The sequence below is a fragment of the Frigoribacterium faeni genome (assembly GCF_007988805.1).
Classification (GTDB): Bacteria; Actinomycetota; Actinomycetes; order Actinomycetales; family Microbacteriaceae; genus Frigoribacterium; species Frigoribacterium faeni.
On sequence record NZ_BJUV01000013.1, the window covers coordinates 18,679 to 34,535 of the forward strand.

Sequence of the window (15,857 nt, forward strand, 5' to 3'; positions counted from 1 at the left end):
CCGAGGGCCCGCACCGCACCCGCATCGAAGGAGATGCCATGAGACACCGCACGAGAACGACGCGAGTCGCCGCCCTGGCGACCGTGATGATCGCGGGGGTCGCCCTGACGGGCTGCTCCGCCGACGCCGGCGGTCCCGACGTCGTCCAGCTCGACTTCTGGGGCTGGGGGACGGGCCAGAGCGAGCAGGTCGCGAGGTTCAACGCCGCGCACCCCGGCATCCAGGTCCGTCACACCGATGCGGGCGGCGGAGACGACTCGGCCCCCAAGCTGCTGACCGCGAGCCGGGCCGGCAACGCCCCCGACGTCGCCCTCGTCGAGTACACGACGCTGCCGTCGCTGATCGTGGCCGAGGTGCCGCGCGAGATCACCGAGTACGTGGCGGACGTCGAGGACGCCTTCACCGAGGGCACCTGGGCGCAGACGACCTTCGGCGGCGTGGTCTACGGGGTCCCGCAGGACGCGGCCCCGATGGTCTACGTCTACCGGTCCGACGTCTTCGCGGCCGCGGGGCAGGACGCCCCGACCACCTGGCAGGACTTCGCCGAGAGCGCCCGCGCCGTGGCCGAGCAGCAGCCGGGCACCGTCGTCGCGTCGATGCCGGCCAGCGAGCTCGCCTTCTACGCCGGGGTCTCCGCGCAGGCCGGCGCCGACTGGTGGTCGGTCGACGACGAGGGCTGGACGGTCGGCATCGCCGACGAGGCGTCGCTCGAGGTCGCCGACTTCTTCGAGGGGCTCGCCGACGAGGGCGTGATCGACACCGACCCGCTGCTCTCGCCCGAGTACAACAAGCGCGTCAACGACGGCACCATCGCCGGCTGGACCGCCGGCATCTGGGCGCCGAGCGTCCTCCAGGGCGTGGCCCCCGACACCGCCGGTCAGTGGGAGATGGCCCCGTTGCCGCAGTGGACGGACGGCGACCCGGCCATCCCGTTCCAGGGCGGATCGGCGCTGATCGTCACCGAGAACAGCGAGCACCCGGCCGAGGCGGCCGAGTTCGCGAGCTGGATGAACGCGAGCACCGAGGGGAACCGGTCGCTGCTCGACGACCGCGACATGTACCCCGCGTCGATCGTCGGTCAGGAGCTGGCCGAGACGAACGCGCCGCCGTCGCTCATGCCGCAGCAGACCGACTTCTACTCGACGGCCGCGACGATCTCGGAGGACGTCATCCCCGTCACGTGGGGTCCCAACGTGAACCTGGCGAAGTCGGTGTTCACCGACCAGCTGAACAAGGCGATCCGGAACGGCACCCCGTGGCGTGACGCCTTCATCGCGACGCAGAACGCTGTCGTCGCCGACATGGAGAAAGTCGGATACGACGTGAAGACCGATGGCTGACACCGCTGTGCGACCCGAGGCCACCCGCCCGGACGGCGGCGACCCCGCGACCCGACGCGACCCGGCCTCCCGGCCGACCCGCGCCTCCCGGGCTCGTCGCGGCAGCATCGCGCCCTACCTCTTCGTGGCGCCCGCCGTCGTCCTCTTCGTCGCGTTCATGCTGATCCCGCTGATCTACACGATCTGGTCGAGCCTCCGGGCCTACCGCATCGAGACGGGCACGTCGGTGCTCGGGATCCGCGTCGACCGGTTCGTCGGCCTCGAGAACTACGCAGCCGTGCTGAGCGACACCGAGCTGCTGGCGAGCTTCGGCCGACTGGGGATCTACGGGCTGATCGCGGTGCCGCTGACGCTCGGCCTGGCGCTGCTCTTCGCGCTGCTGCTCGACGTCCCCGCCGTGCGCGCCAAGCGGTTCTCGCGCACGGCGATCTTCATCCCGTACGCCGTGCCGGGGGTCACCGCCGCCCTGCTGTGGGGCTTCATGTACCTGCCCAGCACGAGCCCGTTCTCGTACGTGACGACGGCGCTCGGCTGGGGCCCGGTCCCGTTCCTCGAGACGAACGGACTGTTCGGCTCGCTCGCCAACATCGCGATCTGGGGCGGCGTCGGCTTCAACATGATCATCATCTACACATCGCTGCGGGGCATCCCCGCCGAGCTCTACGAGTCGGCGCGCCTCGACGGCGCCGGCGAGCTGCAGATCGCGCTGCGCATCAAGATCCCGCTCGTGGTGCCCGCGCTCGTGCTGACCGGCGTCTTCGCGCTGATCGGCACGCTGCAGCTCTACGGCGAGCCCAACACCCTCAAACCCCTGACCACCGACATCACCCAGAGTTGGGCCCCGCTGATGACCATCTACCGTGACGCGTTCCTCACCGATAATCTTCCGGCCGCGGCCGCCTCCTCGACGATCCTGGCGCTCGGCACCGTGCTGCTGTCCGCGATCGTGCTCGGCATCGCGAACCGCAAGCGGACCGAGGCCGCCTCGTGACCGCCGTCGAGACGCGCGGGTCGACCGGGAGGTCGACTCCGGGGACGCGGTCGGGTTCCGGTTCCGGTCCGCGACCGTCGTCGGCGGGGAGGCGCGGGAGGATCCTGCCGACGATCGTGCTGCTGATCGGGGCCTTCTACTGCCTCGTGCCGGTCGGCTGGGTGTTCATCGCGTCGTCGAAGTCGCCCGGCGAACTCTTCACCTCGTTCTCGTTCGCGCCCGGCACCGGTCTCGCGGGGAACCTCGGCGACCTGTTCGCGTACGAGGGCGGGCAGTACGGGCTGTGGGCGGCGAATTCGCTGCTCTACGCGGGCGTCGGCGGCGTGCTGTCGACCCTCGTGTCGACGATGGCCGGGTACGCCCTGGCGAAGTACAGCTTCCGCGGTCGGAACCTGATCTTCTTCATGATCCTGGCCGGGGTGCTCATCCCGGGGATCACGCTGGCGATCCCGCAGTACATCCTGCTGTCCGAGATCGGGCTGGCCGGCGGGCCCCTGTCGGTGCTGCTGCCGATCATCATCAGCCCGTTCGGCATCTACCTGTCGCGGGTGTTCGCCCAGGCGTCGGTGCCGCAGGAGATCCTCGAGGCGTCGCGCATCGACGGCGCGGGGGAGTGGCGGATCTTCCGGCACATCGTGCTGCCGATCATGGTGCCCGGCATGGTGACGGTGTTCCTGCTGCAGTTCGTCGGCATCTGGAACAACTTCCTGCTGCCCTTCGTCATGCTGAGCGACGAGAACGACTACCCGTTGACCGTCGGCCTCTACACGCTGCTCGCCAAGGGGTCGGGCGCCCCGGCGCTGTACTCGCTGGCGATCACCGGGGCGGCGGTGTCGATCATCCCGCTCACGCTGCTCGTGCTGTTCCTGCAGCGCTTCTGGCGGCTCGACCTGATCTCCGGCGGCCTGAAGGGCTGAGCGTCGGGGCCGGGGCCGGGGGTCGGACCCGGGGTCGGGCCTGGGTCGACCCCGGGCAAGGCGACACGTGTTGCTGACAGATCCATGCAAGCGTATGTTCGAGGAGACGGGCCCGGCGACGGGCCCCGACCGGCCCCGACGGTCGGCCCCGAACGAAGGAAGGCACGCACCATGGCACGGTTCAGCGACAAGACGGCACTCGTCACGGGAGGAGGAAGCGGCATCGGCGCCGCGATCTCCCGGGCGCTCGCGGCCGAGGGCGCGTCGGTGGTCGTCACCGACATCAAGCTCGACGCGGCCCAGGGCGTCGTCGACCAGATCGTCGCCGCCGGCGGCACGGCCGTGGCGTTCGAGCAGAACACGGCGAAGCCCGAGCAGTCCGAGGCGGCCGTCGAGTTCGCGAAGACGACCTACGGCGCGCTTCACCTCGCGGTGAACAACGCCGGCATCGGCGCCCCCGCCGCCGACATCGGCGACTACGACATCGCCGCCTGGGACCGCGTCCGCTCGGTCGACCTCGACGGCGTCTTCTACGGTCTGCGCTATCAGCTTCCGGCCATGGTCGAGGCCGGCGGCGGAGCCGTCGTCAACATGAGCTCCGTGCTCGGCTCGGTCGGCATCGCCCAGAACGCCGCCTACGTCGCGAGCAAGCACGCGCTCGTCGGTCTGACCAAGGTCGCCGCCCTCGAGTACTCGAAGCGCGGCGTCCGCACGAACGCGGTCGGCCCCGGCTTCATCGACACCCCGCTGGTGCGGTCGTCGCTCGACGCCGACTCGCTCGCCTACCTCGAGTCGCAGCACGCGACCGGCCGCCTCGGCACCGACGCCGAGGTCTCCGCGCTCGTGCTCTTCCTGCTGAGCGACGAGGCGTCGTTCATCTCGGGCAGCTACCACCTGGTCGACGGCGGCTACTCCGCCCACTGACGCGGTGGAGCCGAGGAGGCGCGGGTCGGGATCTCCCGCACCGCGCCTCCTGCACGTCCGCCGTCCCGTTCCGTCCCCGGGCCGCTTCAGCCCCGCTTCAGCGCCCGCCCGCCATGATGGGCTCGACGCGCACCCGGCGCGTGATGAGGGAGGCCCACCGTGCGCGTGCTCGTCGTCGAGGACCAGGCGACCCTGGCCGAAGGGCTGAGGCTCGGGCTCGAGGCCGAGGGCATCGCCGTCGACGTCGCGCTGAACGGCACCGACGGGCTCTGGCGCACCCGCGAGGGCAGCTACGACGCGGTCGTGCTCGACATCATGCTGCCCGGCATGAGCGGCTACGCCGTCTGCCGGGCGATGCGGGAGGGAGGCGACTGGACGCCGGTCATCATGCTCACGGCGAAGGACGGCGAGTGGGACCAGGTCGAGGCCCTCGACACCGGCGCGGACGACTACCTCACCAAGCCGTTCTCGTTCGTCGTGCTGCTCGCCCGTCTGCGGGCCCTCGTGAGGCGGGGCGCCCGTGAGCGTCCGGTCGTGCTCGAGGCCGGCGACCTGCGGGTCGACCCCGCCTCGCGCAGCGTGCACCGCGGCGACACGGAGATCGAGCTCACCAGCCGCGAGTTCGCGGTGCTGGAGTTCCTCATGCGCCGCGTCGGCCAGGTCGTCACCAAGCGCGAGGTGCTCGACGGCGTCTGGAACGACGACTTCGAGGGCGACCCCAACATCGTCGAGGTGTACGTGCGGCATCTGCGCAACAAGGTCGACCGCCCGTTCGGGCGCGAGTCGATCGTGACGATGCGCGGGGCCGGATACCGGATGGAGGCGCGGGGTGGCTGACCGCGCCTCCTCCGGTTCCGGTCCCGTGTCCTCGTCACGCGTCGAGGCGGGCGCCCGACGACGCCGACGCGCGTCGCTGCGGTCGCGCATCACCGTGGCCGCCGTGTCGGCGGTCGCCCTCACCCTGGGCCTGTTCACCCTCGTCTTCGCACTGGTGCAGGGCGCCGTGCTGACCGACGCCCCCCGCCAGGCCGCGGGCGCCGACGTCGAGCGGGCCGTGTCGGCGCTGACGAGCGGGTCGTCGCCGGCCGTCGCGGTCGCGGGCGAGGCCGACGGCGCGGTGGTCGCCGTCCTCGACGCGACGGGGCGCGTGCTGGCCACGGGCGGCGACGACGACCTGACCGGTCTCGCCTCGGTGCTGGCCGATGCGCGTTCCGGCGACCGGGTGACCTTCGACGACGAGCAGTTCGTCGTCGAGCGCGACGACACGAGCGTCGAGAGCTCGCCGACTCCGTCGGCCCCTGCGCCGTCGGCGTCTGCGTCGGCCTCTGCGCCGTCGCCGTCGGCGTCGGCGTCTGCGTCTGCGTCGGCGTCTGCCTCGGCCTCGGCCTCGGCCTCCGACGATGACGATGCGAGCGATGACTCGTCTGACGATGCGAGCGACGATGCATCCGATGACTCGTCGGAGGACGCGAGCGACGACGGGGCTGCGGACGACTCGGCCACGGACTCGGACGACGCCGACCCCGTGACGACCGAGTACGCCGTCGTGGCCGCGCGCTCCCTCGACGAGGCGAGGGCCGCCTCCTCGGCCAGCCTCGTGACGTTGGGGGTCGCGATCCCCGTGGCGCTGCTCGTGCTCGGCATCACGACCTGGCTCGTGGTCGGCCGGGCGCTGCGCCCGGTCGAGTCGATGCGCCGCGAGGTCGACGAGGTCACGGCCGCGAACCTCTCTCACCGACTGCCCGATCCGGGCGGCAGCGATGAGATCGCCCGCCTGTCGCACACGCTGAACGGCATGCTCGATCGGCTCGACTCGTCGGCGACGGCGCAGCGGCGGTTCGTGGGCGACGCCTCCCACGAGCTCAAGACGCCGCTCGCGACGATCCGACAGCACGCCGAGGTGGCCCTGCTGCACCCCGAGAGCATCGACGGTGCGGCACTGGCCGGGACGGTGCTGGGCGAGGAGGCGCGACTCACGTCCCTGGTGCAGGGCCTGCTGGTGCTGGCCCGGGCCGACGAGGGCGCGCTCGGGGTGACCCGGCGTCCGGTCGACCTCGACGACCTCGTGGTCGCCGAGACGGCCCGGCTGCGCGGCGCACCCCGTCCCGACGGGCAGGGCGCGCTCGGCGTCGACGCGACGGCGGTCGGCCCGGCGCGCGTCGACGGCGACGAGGGCCTGCTCGGCCAGGTCGTGCGCAACCTCGTGGCGAACGCGTCGCGTCATGCCTCCGGTCGGATCGCGATCGGGCTCGTGGAGCGTGACGGACGCGCCCTGCTCACGGTCGACGACGACGGGGCCGGAGTCGCGGAGGCCGATCGCGAGCGCGTGTTCGAGCGGTTCGTGCGGCTGGACGAGGCCCGCGCCCGCGACGCGGGCGGAAGCGGGCTGGGGTTGGCGATCGTGCGCGAGATCGTGCGGGTGCACGGGGGAGCGGTGTCGGTCGGGACGTCGCCGCTCGGCGGCGCCCGGTTCGTGGTCGACCTGCCCGCCGGCGCCGCCTGACCCGCGCCGCGCCGCCTTCCGCGGACCGGGCCGCCCCGCGTGAGTCGCCTGACCCGTGCCGCACCGCGTCTCGTGCATCGCACCGCGTTCTACGGGCCGAGCCGCGCCGCACCGAGTCCCGTGCATCGCACCGCGTTCTACGGGCCGAGCCGCGCCGCACCGAGTCCCGTGCATCGCACCGCGTCTAGTCCTGGTGCGGTGTACGGAACGCGGTGCGTTGCCGTGCGGCACCGGCTGCCCCGACCCCACGGGCCGCGCCGCACCGCGTCTCGTGCGCCGCACCGTATCTCGTGCGCCGCACCGTATCTCGTGCGCCGCACCGTATCTCGCGCACCGCACCGCGTCTTGCGGGCCGCACCGCGTTCTGCGGCCCCGGACGCGCCGCACCGTTTTTCGTGCACCGCACCGCGTCTAGTCGTGGTGCGGTGTCCGGAACGCGGTGCGCTGCCGTGCGGCACCGGCTGCCCTGACCCCGCGGGCCGCACCGCGCCGCCTTTCGCGCGCCGCACCGCGTCTCGCGCGCCGCACCGCGTCTCGCGCGCCGCACCGCGTTCTGCGGCCCCGGACGCGCCGCACCGCTTTTCGTGCACCGCACCGCGTCTAGTCGTGGTGCCGTGTACGGAACGCGGTGCGCTGCCGTGCGGCACCGGCTGCCCTGACCCCACGGGCCGCGCCGCACCGCGTCTCGTGCATTGCACCGCGTTTTGCGGCCCGGGCTGCGCCGCACCGGGTCTCGTGCATCGCACCGCGTCTAGTCGTGGTGCGGCGTACGGAACGCGGTGCGGAGCGACCTGAAGGGATCTTCAGGTCGCTTCAGCACCGCTTCAGTGCCCCGTCGGGAGAGTGGGGTCCATCAGCTCGAGAGAGCCACAGACCCGGCCGGGACCGGCCCCACGAACGGAGCGAACCATGCTGAAGAACACCCTCACCAAGAAGAAGTCCCTCCTGATCGCCGGCGGCATCGCGGGCGTCCTCGTCCTCGGCGGCGGCGGAGTGGCCATCGCGTCGGGCCTGGACGACCGGGTGTCGCCGCAGAGCCGGGACCGAGCGCAGGAGGCGGCGCTCGCCGAGACCGGCGGCGGCACGGTCACCGAGGTGGACACCCTGGACGACGGTCTCGCCGGCTACGAGGTCGAGGTCACCCTGCCCGACGGCCGCGAGACCCACGTCCTGCTGGGCGACGACTACTCGGTCGCGTCGAGCCGCATCGACGACGACTCGCGTGACGACTCGGGCGACGACCGCTCCGACGACCGCGACGACGACTCGATCGGCTCGGTGAGCACGCCCGGCACGGCCGACGACGACTCCGACGACTCGAACCGCGGCGACGACGACCTCACGGGCACGGACTACGACCAGGCCGCCGCGGCCGCGATCGCCGCAGCAGGCGGGGGCACCGTGACGGACGCCGACCGCAGCGACGACTCGGGCGTCGCCTACGAGGTCGACGTGCGCCTCGACGACGGCACCGAGGTCGACGTCGACCTCGACCAGGACTTCGGCGTCGTGCGCACCGACGTCGACGACCGCCGCTGACCCGGCGCTCCGCCCGACGTCGACGCCCGCCGCTGGCCCGGCGCTCCGCCCGACGTCGACGACCGCCGCTGACCCGGCGCTCCGCCCGACGTCGACGACAGCCGCTGACCCGGCCCCCCGCCCCGCCCTCGACGGCGAGGAGGCACCGCATGCCGCTCACCCCAGCCGGTGAGCGGCATGCGGCGCCTCCTCGAGTCCGGGGGTCGGGACCGACTCCGCACCGCCCGCACCGCGCCTCCTGATGGGACACTGGGACGATGCCCACCTTCTCCGCCGCCCGAGGCGACTTCAGCTTCGTCGACGCCCACGGCGTCACCGTCCACTACTACGTCTGGCGCGCCGCGTCGGCGAAGGGCGTCGTGCAGATCGCGCACGGTGTGGCCGAGCACGCGCTGCGCTACGAGGCATTGGCGGACGACCTCGTCCGGGCCGGGTATACGGTCTACGCCGACGACCACCTCGGGCACGGCGAGACCGGCCTCGGGCAGTGGGACGGCGACCACACCAAGCTCGGGAGGCCCGGGCCGTCAGGGCTCCGGGGCACGATCGACGAGGTGGTGCAGCTGGCCGGCATCGCTCGCGCCGAGAACCCGGGGATCCCGCTGATCGGGCTCGGGCACTCGTGGGGCTCCCTGATGATGCAGAAGATCGTCGACCGGCGGTCCACCCTCTTCGACGCGGTCGTCTTGAGCGGTACGGCCTACCGCGTCCCCGGCAGCATGAACGGCGGCGACCTCAACAAGCGGCACGCCCACGAGGGCGGCACCGGCTACGAGTGGCTCAGCCGGGACCGAGCGGTCGTCGAACGCGCCGAGGCCGACCCGCTGATGACCGTGGCGACCGTCGTCGACCTGTTCGGCTACCGCGACGCCCTCCGTCTCCTCGGCCGCCCGTCGCGCTCGCTCGACAGCGACCCGCCCGTCCTGATCCTGGTCGGCAGCGACGACACGCTCGGCGGCGAGGGCAGCGCCCGCAAGCTCGCCGACGCCTACGTCAACCGCAGCCGGCTGACCGACGTCGAGCTCATCGTCTACGACGGCGCACGGCACGAGGTCTTCCAGGAGACCAACCGCGACGAGGTCGTGGCCGACCTGGTGCGCTGGCTCGACGAGCACGTCGCGGGCTGAGCGGCGCCGCACCGCGCCCGTCGCGCCTCCCGCCGCACCGCCCGCGCCTCCCGCACCCCCTCGCGCCGCGCCTCCCGCACCCCCTCGCACCGCGCCTCCCGCACCGCCTCGCGCCGCGCCTCCCGCACCACCTGGCATTGCGCCTCCCGCACCACCCCGCACCGCGCCTCCTCGGACCGCGTCGGCGTCGAGGCATAGGCTTCGACCATGCACGGTGAGTACAAGGTCCCAGGCGGCAAGCTGGTCGTCGTCGATCTCGAGGTGGCCGAGGGGCGCATCGCCGGGTTCCGGCTCGCGGGCGACTTCTTCCTCGAACCCGACACGGCCCTCGACGCGATCGACCGGGCGGTCAACGGGCTCCCGGTCGAGTCCGACGCGGCGACGATCGCGGCGACCATCAAGCGGGGACTGCCCGACGACGCCGTCCTGCTCGGTTTCAGCCCCGAGGCCATCGCCGTGGCGATCCGTCGCAGTCTCTCGAAGGCGACCGACTGGCGCGACTACGACTGGCAGATCATCCACGACGGCCCCGTCTCGCCGAACCTGCATCTCGCGCTCGACCAGGTGCTGACCGAGGAGGTCGGGGCCGGACGCCGCGGACCGACCCTCCGCTTCTGGGAATGGGACCAGCCGGCCGTCGTGATCGGCAGCTTCCAGTCGCTGAAGAACGAGGTCGACCTCGACAACGCCTCCACCTACGGCTTCGCGGTCGTCCGACGGATCAGCGGCGGCGGGGCGATGTTCATGGACGCCCAATCGATCGTCACCTACTCGCTCTACGCACCGGGCGAGCTGGTGCAGGGCATGAGCTTCGCCGACTCGTACGCCTACCTCGACGAGTGGGTCATCACGGCGTTGAAGTCCCTCGGCATCGACGCGTTCTACCAGCCGCTCAACGACATCACGTCGGCGAAGGGCAAGATCGGCGGCGCCGCTCAGAAGCGGCTCGGCAACGGCGCCCTCCTGCACCACGCGACGATGTCGTACGACATGGACGGCGACAAGATGGTCCAGGTGCTGCGCATCGGCCGCGAGAAGATGAGCGACAAGGGCACGACCAGCGCCGCGAAGCGCGTCGACCCGCTGCGCAGCCAGACCGGCCTGCCGCGGGCCGAGATCATCGAACGCCTCAAGCAGACCTTCACCGGGCTCTACGGCGCGACGGAAGGGCACGTGACCGAGGCCGAGCTCGAGACCGCCGAGCAGCTGGTCACCTCCAAGTTCGCCACGGCGGAGTGGCTGCGCCGCGTCCCCTGACCTAGGCTCGACGCGTGGATCTCTGGATGTGGGGCGGCATCGTCGTGGCTGCAGCGGGCCTGATGGGGCTGCTGCACCGCATCGGCTGGATCGATCTCAGCGACAAGTCACGCCGAGGAGGCACGGGGAGCACCTCATCGAGCGGTCTCATGGGCATCGGCGACGAGGTCTTCGCCCCCACCCGGCACGAGGCCCGCATCGAGATGGACCGTCAGACAGTGCTGCCCGCCCCGGCGCCTGCGCCGGGAGACGGCGACCGCGGGGTCATCGACCTCGACACGCGCGTCACCATCGACGTGAGCGACCACCGCCGCCGCTGACGAGGCCCGGGCCGTGGGCGCGGCTGTCGCCGTGGCTGTGCGTCCGTCGCGCGGCGCCTCGGGGCCGGCGGGCGTTCAGCGGGTGAGCAGCTCGCGGTAGTCGACGTGGTCGTCGATGAAGTCCACGACGAACGGGCAGAGCGGCACGACGCGTCGCTCGGAGTTCGCCCGGACGTCGTCGAGGGCGCCCTGCACGAGCTGGGCGCCGAGTCCGCCCGAGCGGCGACTCGGCTCGATCTCGGTGTGGGTGAAGCGGATCTCGTCGCCGACGATCTCGTACGCGGCGAAGCCGACGGTGGCGTCGCCTTCGACGAGGGCGTACTGGTTCTCGGCGGGGCGGTTCTGTACCTCTGCGTTCATCCCGCCACGCTACGCCCGCCCGTATGCGCGGGTGCTGATCGGGGCGGGCCGTCTCCCGGGGGCCGACCCGCGCCTCCTCGGGGCCTCCCACCGCCCGGGGTCGTGTGCACTTCGCGACGGATCGGACGGTTCTCCTCTCCGCGCCGTGCTCGATGTGCGCCGAACCCGACCGAGGTGGTCTCGGAACCGCTGCTGCACCACGAAAGGGACGCCTTGCGCGAGGCGGAGGTCGCGAAGTGCACAGGGCCGACCGGCGGCGGCGGCGGCGGGGCAGGCGCGGGGCGACTCGGGGCGGGGGCCGGCAGGCGACAGAATGGGGGCATGCCTCTGAACTGGACCAGCGCCTCTCCGAGTCTCGTGGTCCGCGGCGACAACCTCGACGCGACGGCCCAGCTGCCCGACGAGGCGTTCACGGTGGTCTACCTCGACCCGCCGTTCAACACCGGACGCCAACAGCAGCGCCGGTCGACCACGTCGACCCGCAGCGCCGCGGACTCGGTGACCGCCATCACAGGTTTCAAAGGCGTCGCCTACGAGCGCATCCGTGGCGACCTCATGCGGTACGACGACCGCTTCGACGACTACTGGTCGTTCCTCGAGCCGCGCCTCGCCGAGGCCTGGCGCCTGCTCGCCTCCGACGGCACCCTCTACCTGCATCTCGACTACCGCGAGGCGCACTACGCCAAGGTCCTGCTCGACGTGCTGTTCGGTCGTGACAACTTCCTGAACGAGATCATCTGGGCCTACGACTACGGCGCGAAGAGCCGCAACCGCTGGCCCACGAAGCACGACACGATCCTCGTCTACGTGAAGGATCCGAGCCGGTACCACTTCGACTCCGAGACCGTCGACCGCGAGCCCTACATGGCCCCGGGCCTCGTCACGCCCGAGAAGGTCGCGCGGGGAAAACTGCCGACCGACGTCTGGTGGCACACGATCGTCTCGCCGACGGGCCGCGAGAAGACGGGCTACCCGACGCAGAAGCCCGAGGGCGTGATCCGACGCATGATCCAGGCCTCCAGCCGGGAGGGCGACTGGATCCTCGACTTCTTCGCCGGCAGCGGCACGACGGGCGCGGTCGCCCAGTCGCTCGGGCGACGCTTCGTGCTGGTGGACAGCAACGAGGAGGCGGTGGCCGTCATGCGTCGACGCCTCCCGGACGCGACGTTCCGGGTCGTGCGCCCCCGCTCGACGAGATCGCGGGCGAAGCGGGACGCGGCCGCGACGGCGGGCTGAGCCCCGGCGTCCGGGTGACCCTGCGTCAGAGCGTCAGAGCGTCAGAGCGTCAGAGCGTCAGAGCGTCAGAGCGTCAGAGCGTCCGAGCGACGCCCGTCAGGCGGCGGTCTGCTGGGCGTCCGACTCGCGGCGCGCGACGTGCACCCCGCCGACCGAGACCGTGCCCCGGACGAGTGCGACGAGCTGCTCGTGGCTGAGCGACTGGAGCTGCTGGGCGCCCATCAGGAGATCCCGGCGGCGGTGGCGACGGCGGCGACGAGGCTCGCGATCATGCCGGCCGAGGCGACGGCGATGACGGCGAGGGTCGAGGTGCGGCCCGTGTCGATGGAGGTGGAGCGTCGACCCCGGGGGGTCGGGTTCAGTGCAGTCATGTCCTGCTCGTCTCTGGCACCCCTGCGATGCCGGCTGAACTGTCGTGATCTCTCGTGCGGTCACATCGCCGGCCGTGAACCGGGTCCGTGCGACCCCGGCCGTGAACCGGTGTCGTGTGGCCCCGCCGTGAATCGGGGCCGTGAGATGACAGTGGCAGACGGTCTCTAGGTTGTCTAGCTACGCCCGAACCGGGTTCGTTCCCTGGACATCCGACCTCGGAGGGGCGTATACGCGGTGACGTCAGGCGGAGGGGGTCGCACGGGCGTCGATCGGCTCGGCCGCCCTCCCGGTCTCGGAGGTCGTGTCCGATCCGTCCGCCGACAACGACGCCGCCATCGCGTCCAGGAACAGCGCGACCGTCGCCTGCTCGTCCGCCGACAACGACTCGGCGGTCGCGATCATGCGCTGGTGCATGGCCGACAGGGTCGATCGCACCTCGCCGTGCGACTCCTCGGTGACGGTCAGCAGGACCCCGCGCTTGTCGGTCGGATGGGGATTGCGTGTGAGGTGCCCGCTCGACACCAGCCGCCCGATCAGGACGGAGGTCGACGCCGAGGTGATGCCGAGGTGGCTCGCGAGGTCCTTCGCATTGACGTCGTCGCCGCGGCGCTGGGCGCGGACGAGGAACCTCAGGGCGGCCAGGTCGGTGTCGCCCATGCCCATCGAGTCGCGGGTGCGCTTGCGCATGTCCGACTCGGCGGCGCGGTAGCGGCGGAGGGCGTTGAGCACCTCGACGCCGCGCTCCTCATTGCTGCTGGTGTACCAGTACCCGGTGGCGTCGTACGGAGCCGCAGGCTTGTTGTGGACCATCTAGAGAGACTAGCTTCTCGCGGGTCCCTGGGTCGAGACCGGACGGAGAACGGGCCGCGTCTCCGAGGAGGCGCGGCCCGCGTGGTCGTCGCGCCTCCCGCGTGAGCTTCACGGGCAGGGTACGCCGGAGGCGAGACGACCGGGGAGGCGACCAGCGCCTCCTACCGGGTCAACCGTACTCCCGTCCGCGCCGCCACCGAACCGATCCGTGCGGGAACTAGGCTCGGACCGATGTCTCTCCGTCCTCTGTCGCACCGTTCCGCCGTGGTGGTCGCCGCCGTCCTGACCTCCGCGCTGCTCGCCTCGTGCTCGTCGAGCGAGCCGGCGCCGAGCCCCTCGACGTCCGCCGCGACCCCGTCGGCGTCGGCGTCGCCGTCGCTGTCCGCCCCGTCGAGCACCCCCGCTCCGACCGCCACCGAGGAGGCGCCTCCCACGTCCGCCACGACGCCCGCCTTCGACCGCACCGCCCGTTCCGTCGACGACCCGGCCAGCCTCTGGGTCGTCAGCGACAAGCTGCGTCCGCTCGACCCGGTCGACTACACGCCCGGGGATCTCGTCACCCCCGACGTCGTGAGCCAGAACCCGCCGACCCTCCGCGCCGAGGCCGCCGACGCGGTGGTCGCGATGTTCGCGGCCGGCGAGGCCGAGGGGGCGGGGCGGTTCCAGGTGCAGAGCGCGTACCGCTCGTACGCGACCCAGGTCAGCGTCTACGACGGCTGGGTGCAGCAGCTGGGTCAGGCTCAGGCCGACGCGCAGAGCGCCCGACCCGGGTTCAGCGAGCACCAGACCGGCCTCGCCCTCGACATCAGCCCGATCCCGCTCAGCTGCGCGCTGCAGGCCTGCTTCGGCGACACCCCGCAGGGGCGGTGGCTGGCGGCCGAGGCGTGGCGCTTCGGGTTCCTGCTGAGGTACCCCGCCGACAAGGTCGCGGTGACGGGCTTCACCTTCGAGCCGTGGCACTTCCGCTACGTCGGCGTCGACCTCTCGACCGAGATGCACGAGACGGGCGTCACGACGCTCGAGGAGTTCTTCGACCTGCCGGCCGCGCCCGACTACGCCGGCTGAGGCGTCAGCCGAGCGGGTACAGCTTGGCCATCGCGGCGGCGTCGCCCGATCCCTTGAGGCGCGTCGAGAAGTCGCACGACCCGATGCTCGGCTGCATGATCTGCCCCGAGTTCGCGCCCGTGTGGCCGAGACCCAGGGCGTGACCGAACTCGTGGGCGGCCGTGGTGCGGAGGTCGTACTGGCCCGGCTTGCAGGCTCCGGTGCCCGACCAGACGTAGAACGACTCCTTCGTGGTGAACGCGATGTCGGCCTCGATGGCCCGGGCGGGCGTGTAGAGCACGCAGGTCAGCCCGAGCACTCCGGCCGGGAGGGCCTTGTAGCCCACGGTGTTGCGCCCGTCGGAGTTGGTGCTGCAGCCGCCCGAGGTGGTGACGCCGACGGCGTAGCGGGTCGTGCCGACGTAGTTCGAGGTGGCGCGCGTCTTGATCTGGTAGCCGCAGCGCGTGTACTTCGAGGCCATCGAGTAGGCGCCCCACCGGACGGACGTCGACGCGGCCGTCGGGTGCGGCTGCGACGTCCCGTTGAGGTACCAGCTGAGGGCGCCGGGCCAGGTGCTGCTGGACTTCGAGTACGCCGTCGTCGAGCCGCAGCCGGGGGTGGCCTGCGGCGCCGCGGGGGCCGAGGTGTCGGCGGTGAGGCTCTGGGCGGCGGTGGGGTCGCCGTAGATCTTCTCGCCGACGGCGACGGCGACCCGGCCGGCGTCGTCGCGGGTGATCGAGACCTCGGGCAGCTCGTCGGCGCCCGCCGCCATCACGACGCCGATGGCGAGCGTGGTGCCCGGGTCGGGCACGGGGACGGTGCGACCGGTGCCGACGGTCACGGCGAGGTCGTCGTAGGCGCAGTCCGAGCGGAGGGCGGCCGTCCGGCTGGCGTCGATGGCGCCCGTCGCCGAGCACGCGACGGTGCCGGCCGCCTGCGCGACCTGCCCGCCGCCGACGACGCCCGCCGTGACGAGCAGGAGGAGGGTGGCGGCGCCGGCCACGAGACGACGCCCGGATCGCACCTGCGCCGAGGAGGCGGTCCGACGGTCGCCGTCGACGTCGGAGCGGGGTTCGGTTGCTGAGGTCGTCACGTGGGTCTCCCGTCGGGGCGGGGC

Annotated in this window: 17 protein-coding genes; 12 read left to right on the plus strand and 5 right to left on the minus strand. The window is 72.2% G+C overall.

Annotation, left to right across the window (positions count from 1 at the left end):
- Positions 1-38: 38 nt before the first annotated feature.
- From FFA01_RS07775 to FFA01_RS07820, 10 genes are all read left to right on the plus strand, one after another.
- A complete protein-coding gene (locus FFA01_RS07775; protein WP_244289752.1) occupies positions 39-1,340 on the plus strand; it encodes an ABC transporter substrate-binding protein in 1,302 nt (433 codons plus the stop codon).
- Complete coding sequence (locus FFA01_RS07780; protein WP_146854688.1) at positions 1,333-2,331, plus strand: carbohydrate ABC transporter permease; 999 nt, start codon at positions 1,333-1,335, stop codon at positions 2,329-2,331. Before FFA01_RS07775 ends, FFA01_RS07780 begins: the two co-directional genes overlap by 8 nt.
- Positions 2,328-3,248: a carbohydrate ABC transporter permease gene (locus FFA01_RS07785; protein ID WP_146854690.1), complete on the plus strand. Its 921-nt coding sequence runs from the start codon at positions 2,328-2,330 to the stop codon at positions 3,246-3,248. Before FFA01_RS07780 ends, FFA01_RS07785 begins: the two co-directional genes overlap by 4 nt.
- A gap of 171 nt (positions 3,249-3,419) precedes the next feature.
- Positions 3,420-4,172: an SDR family NAD(P)-dependent oxidoreductase gene (locus FFA01_RS07790; RefSeq protein ID WP_146854692.1), complete on the plus strand. Its 753-nt coding sequence runs from the start codon at positions 3,420-3,422 to the stop codon at positions 4,170-4,172.
- Positions 4,173-4,331: 159 nt separating this feature from the next.
- Complete coding sequence (locus tag FFA01_RS07795; RefSeq protein WP_146854694.1) at positions 4,332-5,009, plus strand: response regulator transcription factor; 678 nt, start codon at positions 4,332-4,334, stop codon at positions 5,007-5,009.
- Positions 5,002-6,675 (plus strand): sensor histidine kinase, encoded by a 1,674-nt coding sequence (locus tag FFA01_RS07800; protein ID WP_244289753.1) that lies wholly within the window; start codon positions 5,002-5,004, stop codon positions 6,673-6,675. Before FFA01_RS07795 ends, FFA01_RS07800 begins: the two co-directional genes overlap by 8 nt.
- Before the next feature lie 909 nt (positions 6,676-7,584).
- Positions 7,585-8,214: a PepSY domain-containing protein gene (locus FFA01_RS07805; protein WP_146854696.1), complete on the plus strand. Its 630-nt coding sequence runs from the start codon at positions 7,585-7,587 to the stop codon at positions 8,212-8,214.
- A gap of 257 nt (positions 8,215-8,471) precedes the next feature.
- Positions 8,472-9,341, plus strand: a complete 870-nt coding sequence (locus tag FFA01_RS07810; RefSeq protein ID WP_146854698.1) for an alpha/beta hydrolase — start codon at positions 8,472-8,474, stop codon at positions 9,339-9,341.
- A 207-nt stretch (positions 9,342-9,548) separates the two neighbouring features.
- Complete coding sequence (gene lplAB, locus FFA01_RS07815; protein WP_146854700.1) at positions 9,549-10,598, plus strand: lipoate-protein ligase LplAB; 1,050 nt, start codon at positions 9,549-9,551, stop codon at positions 10,596-10,598.
- A 14-nt stretch (positions 10,599-10,612) separates the two neighbouring features.
- Complete coding sequence (locus FFA01_RS07820; protein ID WP_146854702.1) at positions 10,613-10,918, plus strand: hypothetical protein; 306 nt, start codon at positions 10,613-10,615, stop codon at positions 10,916-10,918.
- A 75-nt stretch (positions 10,919-10,993) separates the two neighbouring features.
- On the opposite strand, the gene FFA01_RS07825 is transcribed toward FFA01_RS07820, so the two are convergent.
- A complete protein-coding gene (locus FFA01_RS07825; RefSeq protein WP_146854704.1) occupies positions 10,994-11,278 on the minus strand; it encodes a GNAT family N-acetyltransferase in 285 nt (94 codons plus the stop codon).
- Between the two features lie 321 nt (positions 11,279-11,599).
- Between FFA01_RS07825 and FFA01_RS07830 the strand changes: the two genes are divergently transcribed.
- Positions 11,600-12,514 carry a DNA-methyltransferase gene (locus FFA01_RS07830; RefSeq protein ID WP_146854706.1) on the plus strand — a complete coding sequence of 305 codons (915 nt, stop codon included), beginning with the start codon at positions 11,600-11,602 and terminating at the stop codon, positions 12,512-12,514.
- A 96-nt stretch (positions 12,515-12,610) separates the two neighbouring features.
- On the opposite strand, the gene FFA01_RS16410 is transcribed toward FFA01_RS07830, so the two are convergent.
- The 3 genes from FFA01_RS16410 to FFA01_RS07835 form a co-directional block, all read right to left on the minus strand.
- Positions 12,611-12,736, minus strand: a complete 126-nt coding sequence (locus tag FFA01_RS16410) for a hypothetical protein (RefSeq protein WP_259394199.1) — start codon at positions 12,734-12,736, stop codon at positions 12,611-12,613.
- Positions 12,736-12,885, minus strand: a complete 150-nt coding sequence (locus FFA01_RS15900) for a hypothetical protein (RefSeq protein ID WP_167627313.1) — start codon at positions 12,883-12,885, stop codon at positions 12,736-12,738. The genes FFA01_RS16410 and FFA01_RS15900 overlap by 1 nt, the downstream gene beginning before the upstream one ends.
- A gap of 241 nt (positions 12,886-13,126) precedes the next feature.
- On the minus strand, positions 13,127-13,696 hold the full coding sequence (locus FFA01_RS07835) for a MarR family winged helix-turn-helix transcriptional regulator (RefSeq protein WP_146854708.1): 570 nt from the start codon (positions 13,694-13,696) through the stop codon (positions 13,127-13,129).
- 231 nt (positions 13,697-13,927) lie between these two features.
- Between FFA01_RS07835 and FFA01_RS07840 the strand changes: the two genes are divergently transcribed.
- Positions 13,928-14,761: a M15 family metallopeptidase gene (locus tag FFA01_RS07840; protein WP_146854710.1), complete on the plus strand. Its 834-nt coding sequence runs from the start codon at positions 13,928-13,930 to the stop codon at positions 14,759-14,761.
- A gap of 4 nt (positions 14,762-14,765) precedes the next feature.
- Here the strand turns inward: FFA01_RS07840 and FFA01_RS07845 are convergent, their stop codons facing one another.
- On the minus strand, positions 14,766-15,833 hold the full coding sequence (locus FFA01_RS07845; protein WP_146854712.1) for a matrixin family metalloprotease: 1,068 nt from the start codon (positions 15,831-15,833) through the stop codon (positions 14,766-14,768).
- Positions 15,834-15,857 lie beyond the last annotated feature (24 nt).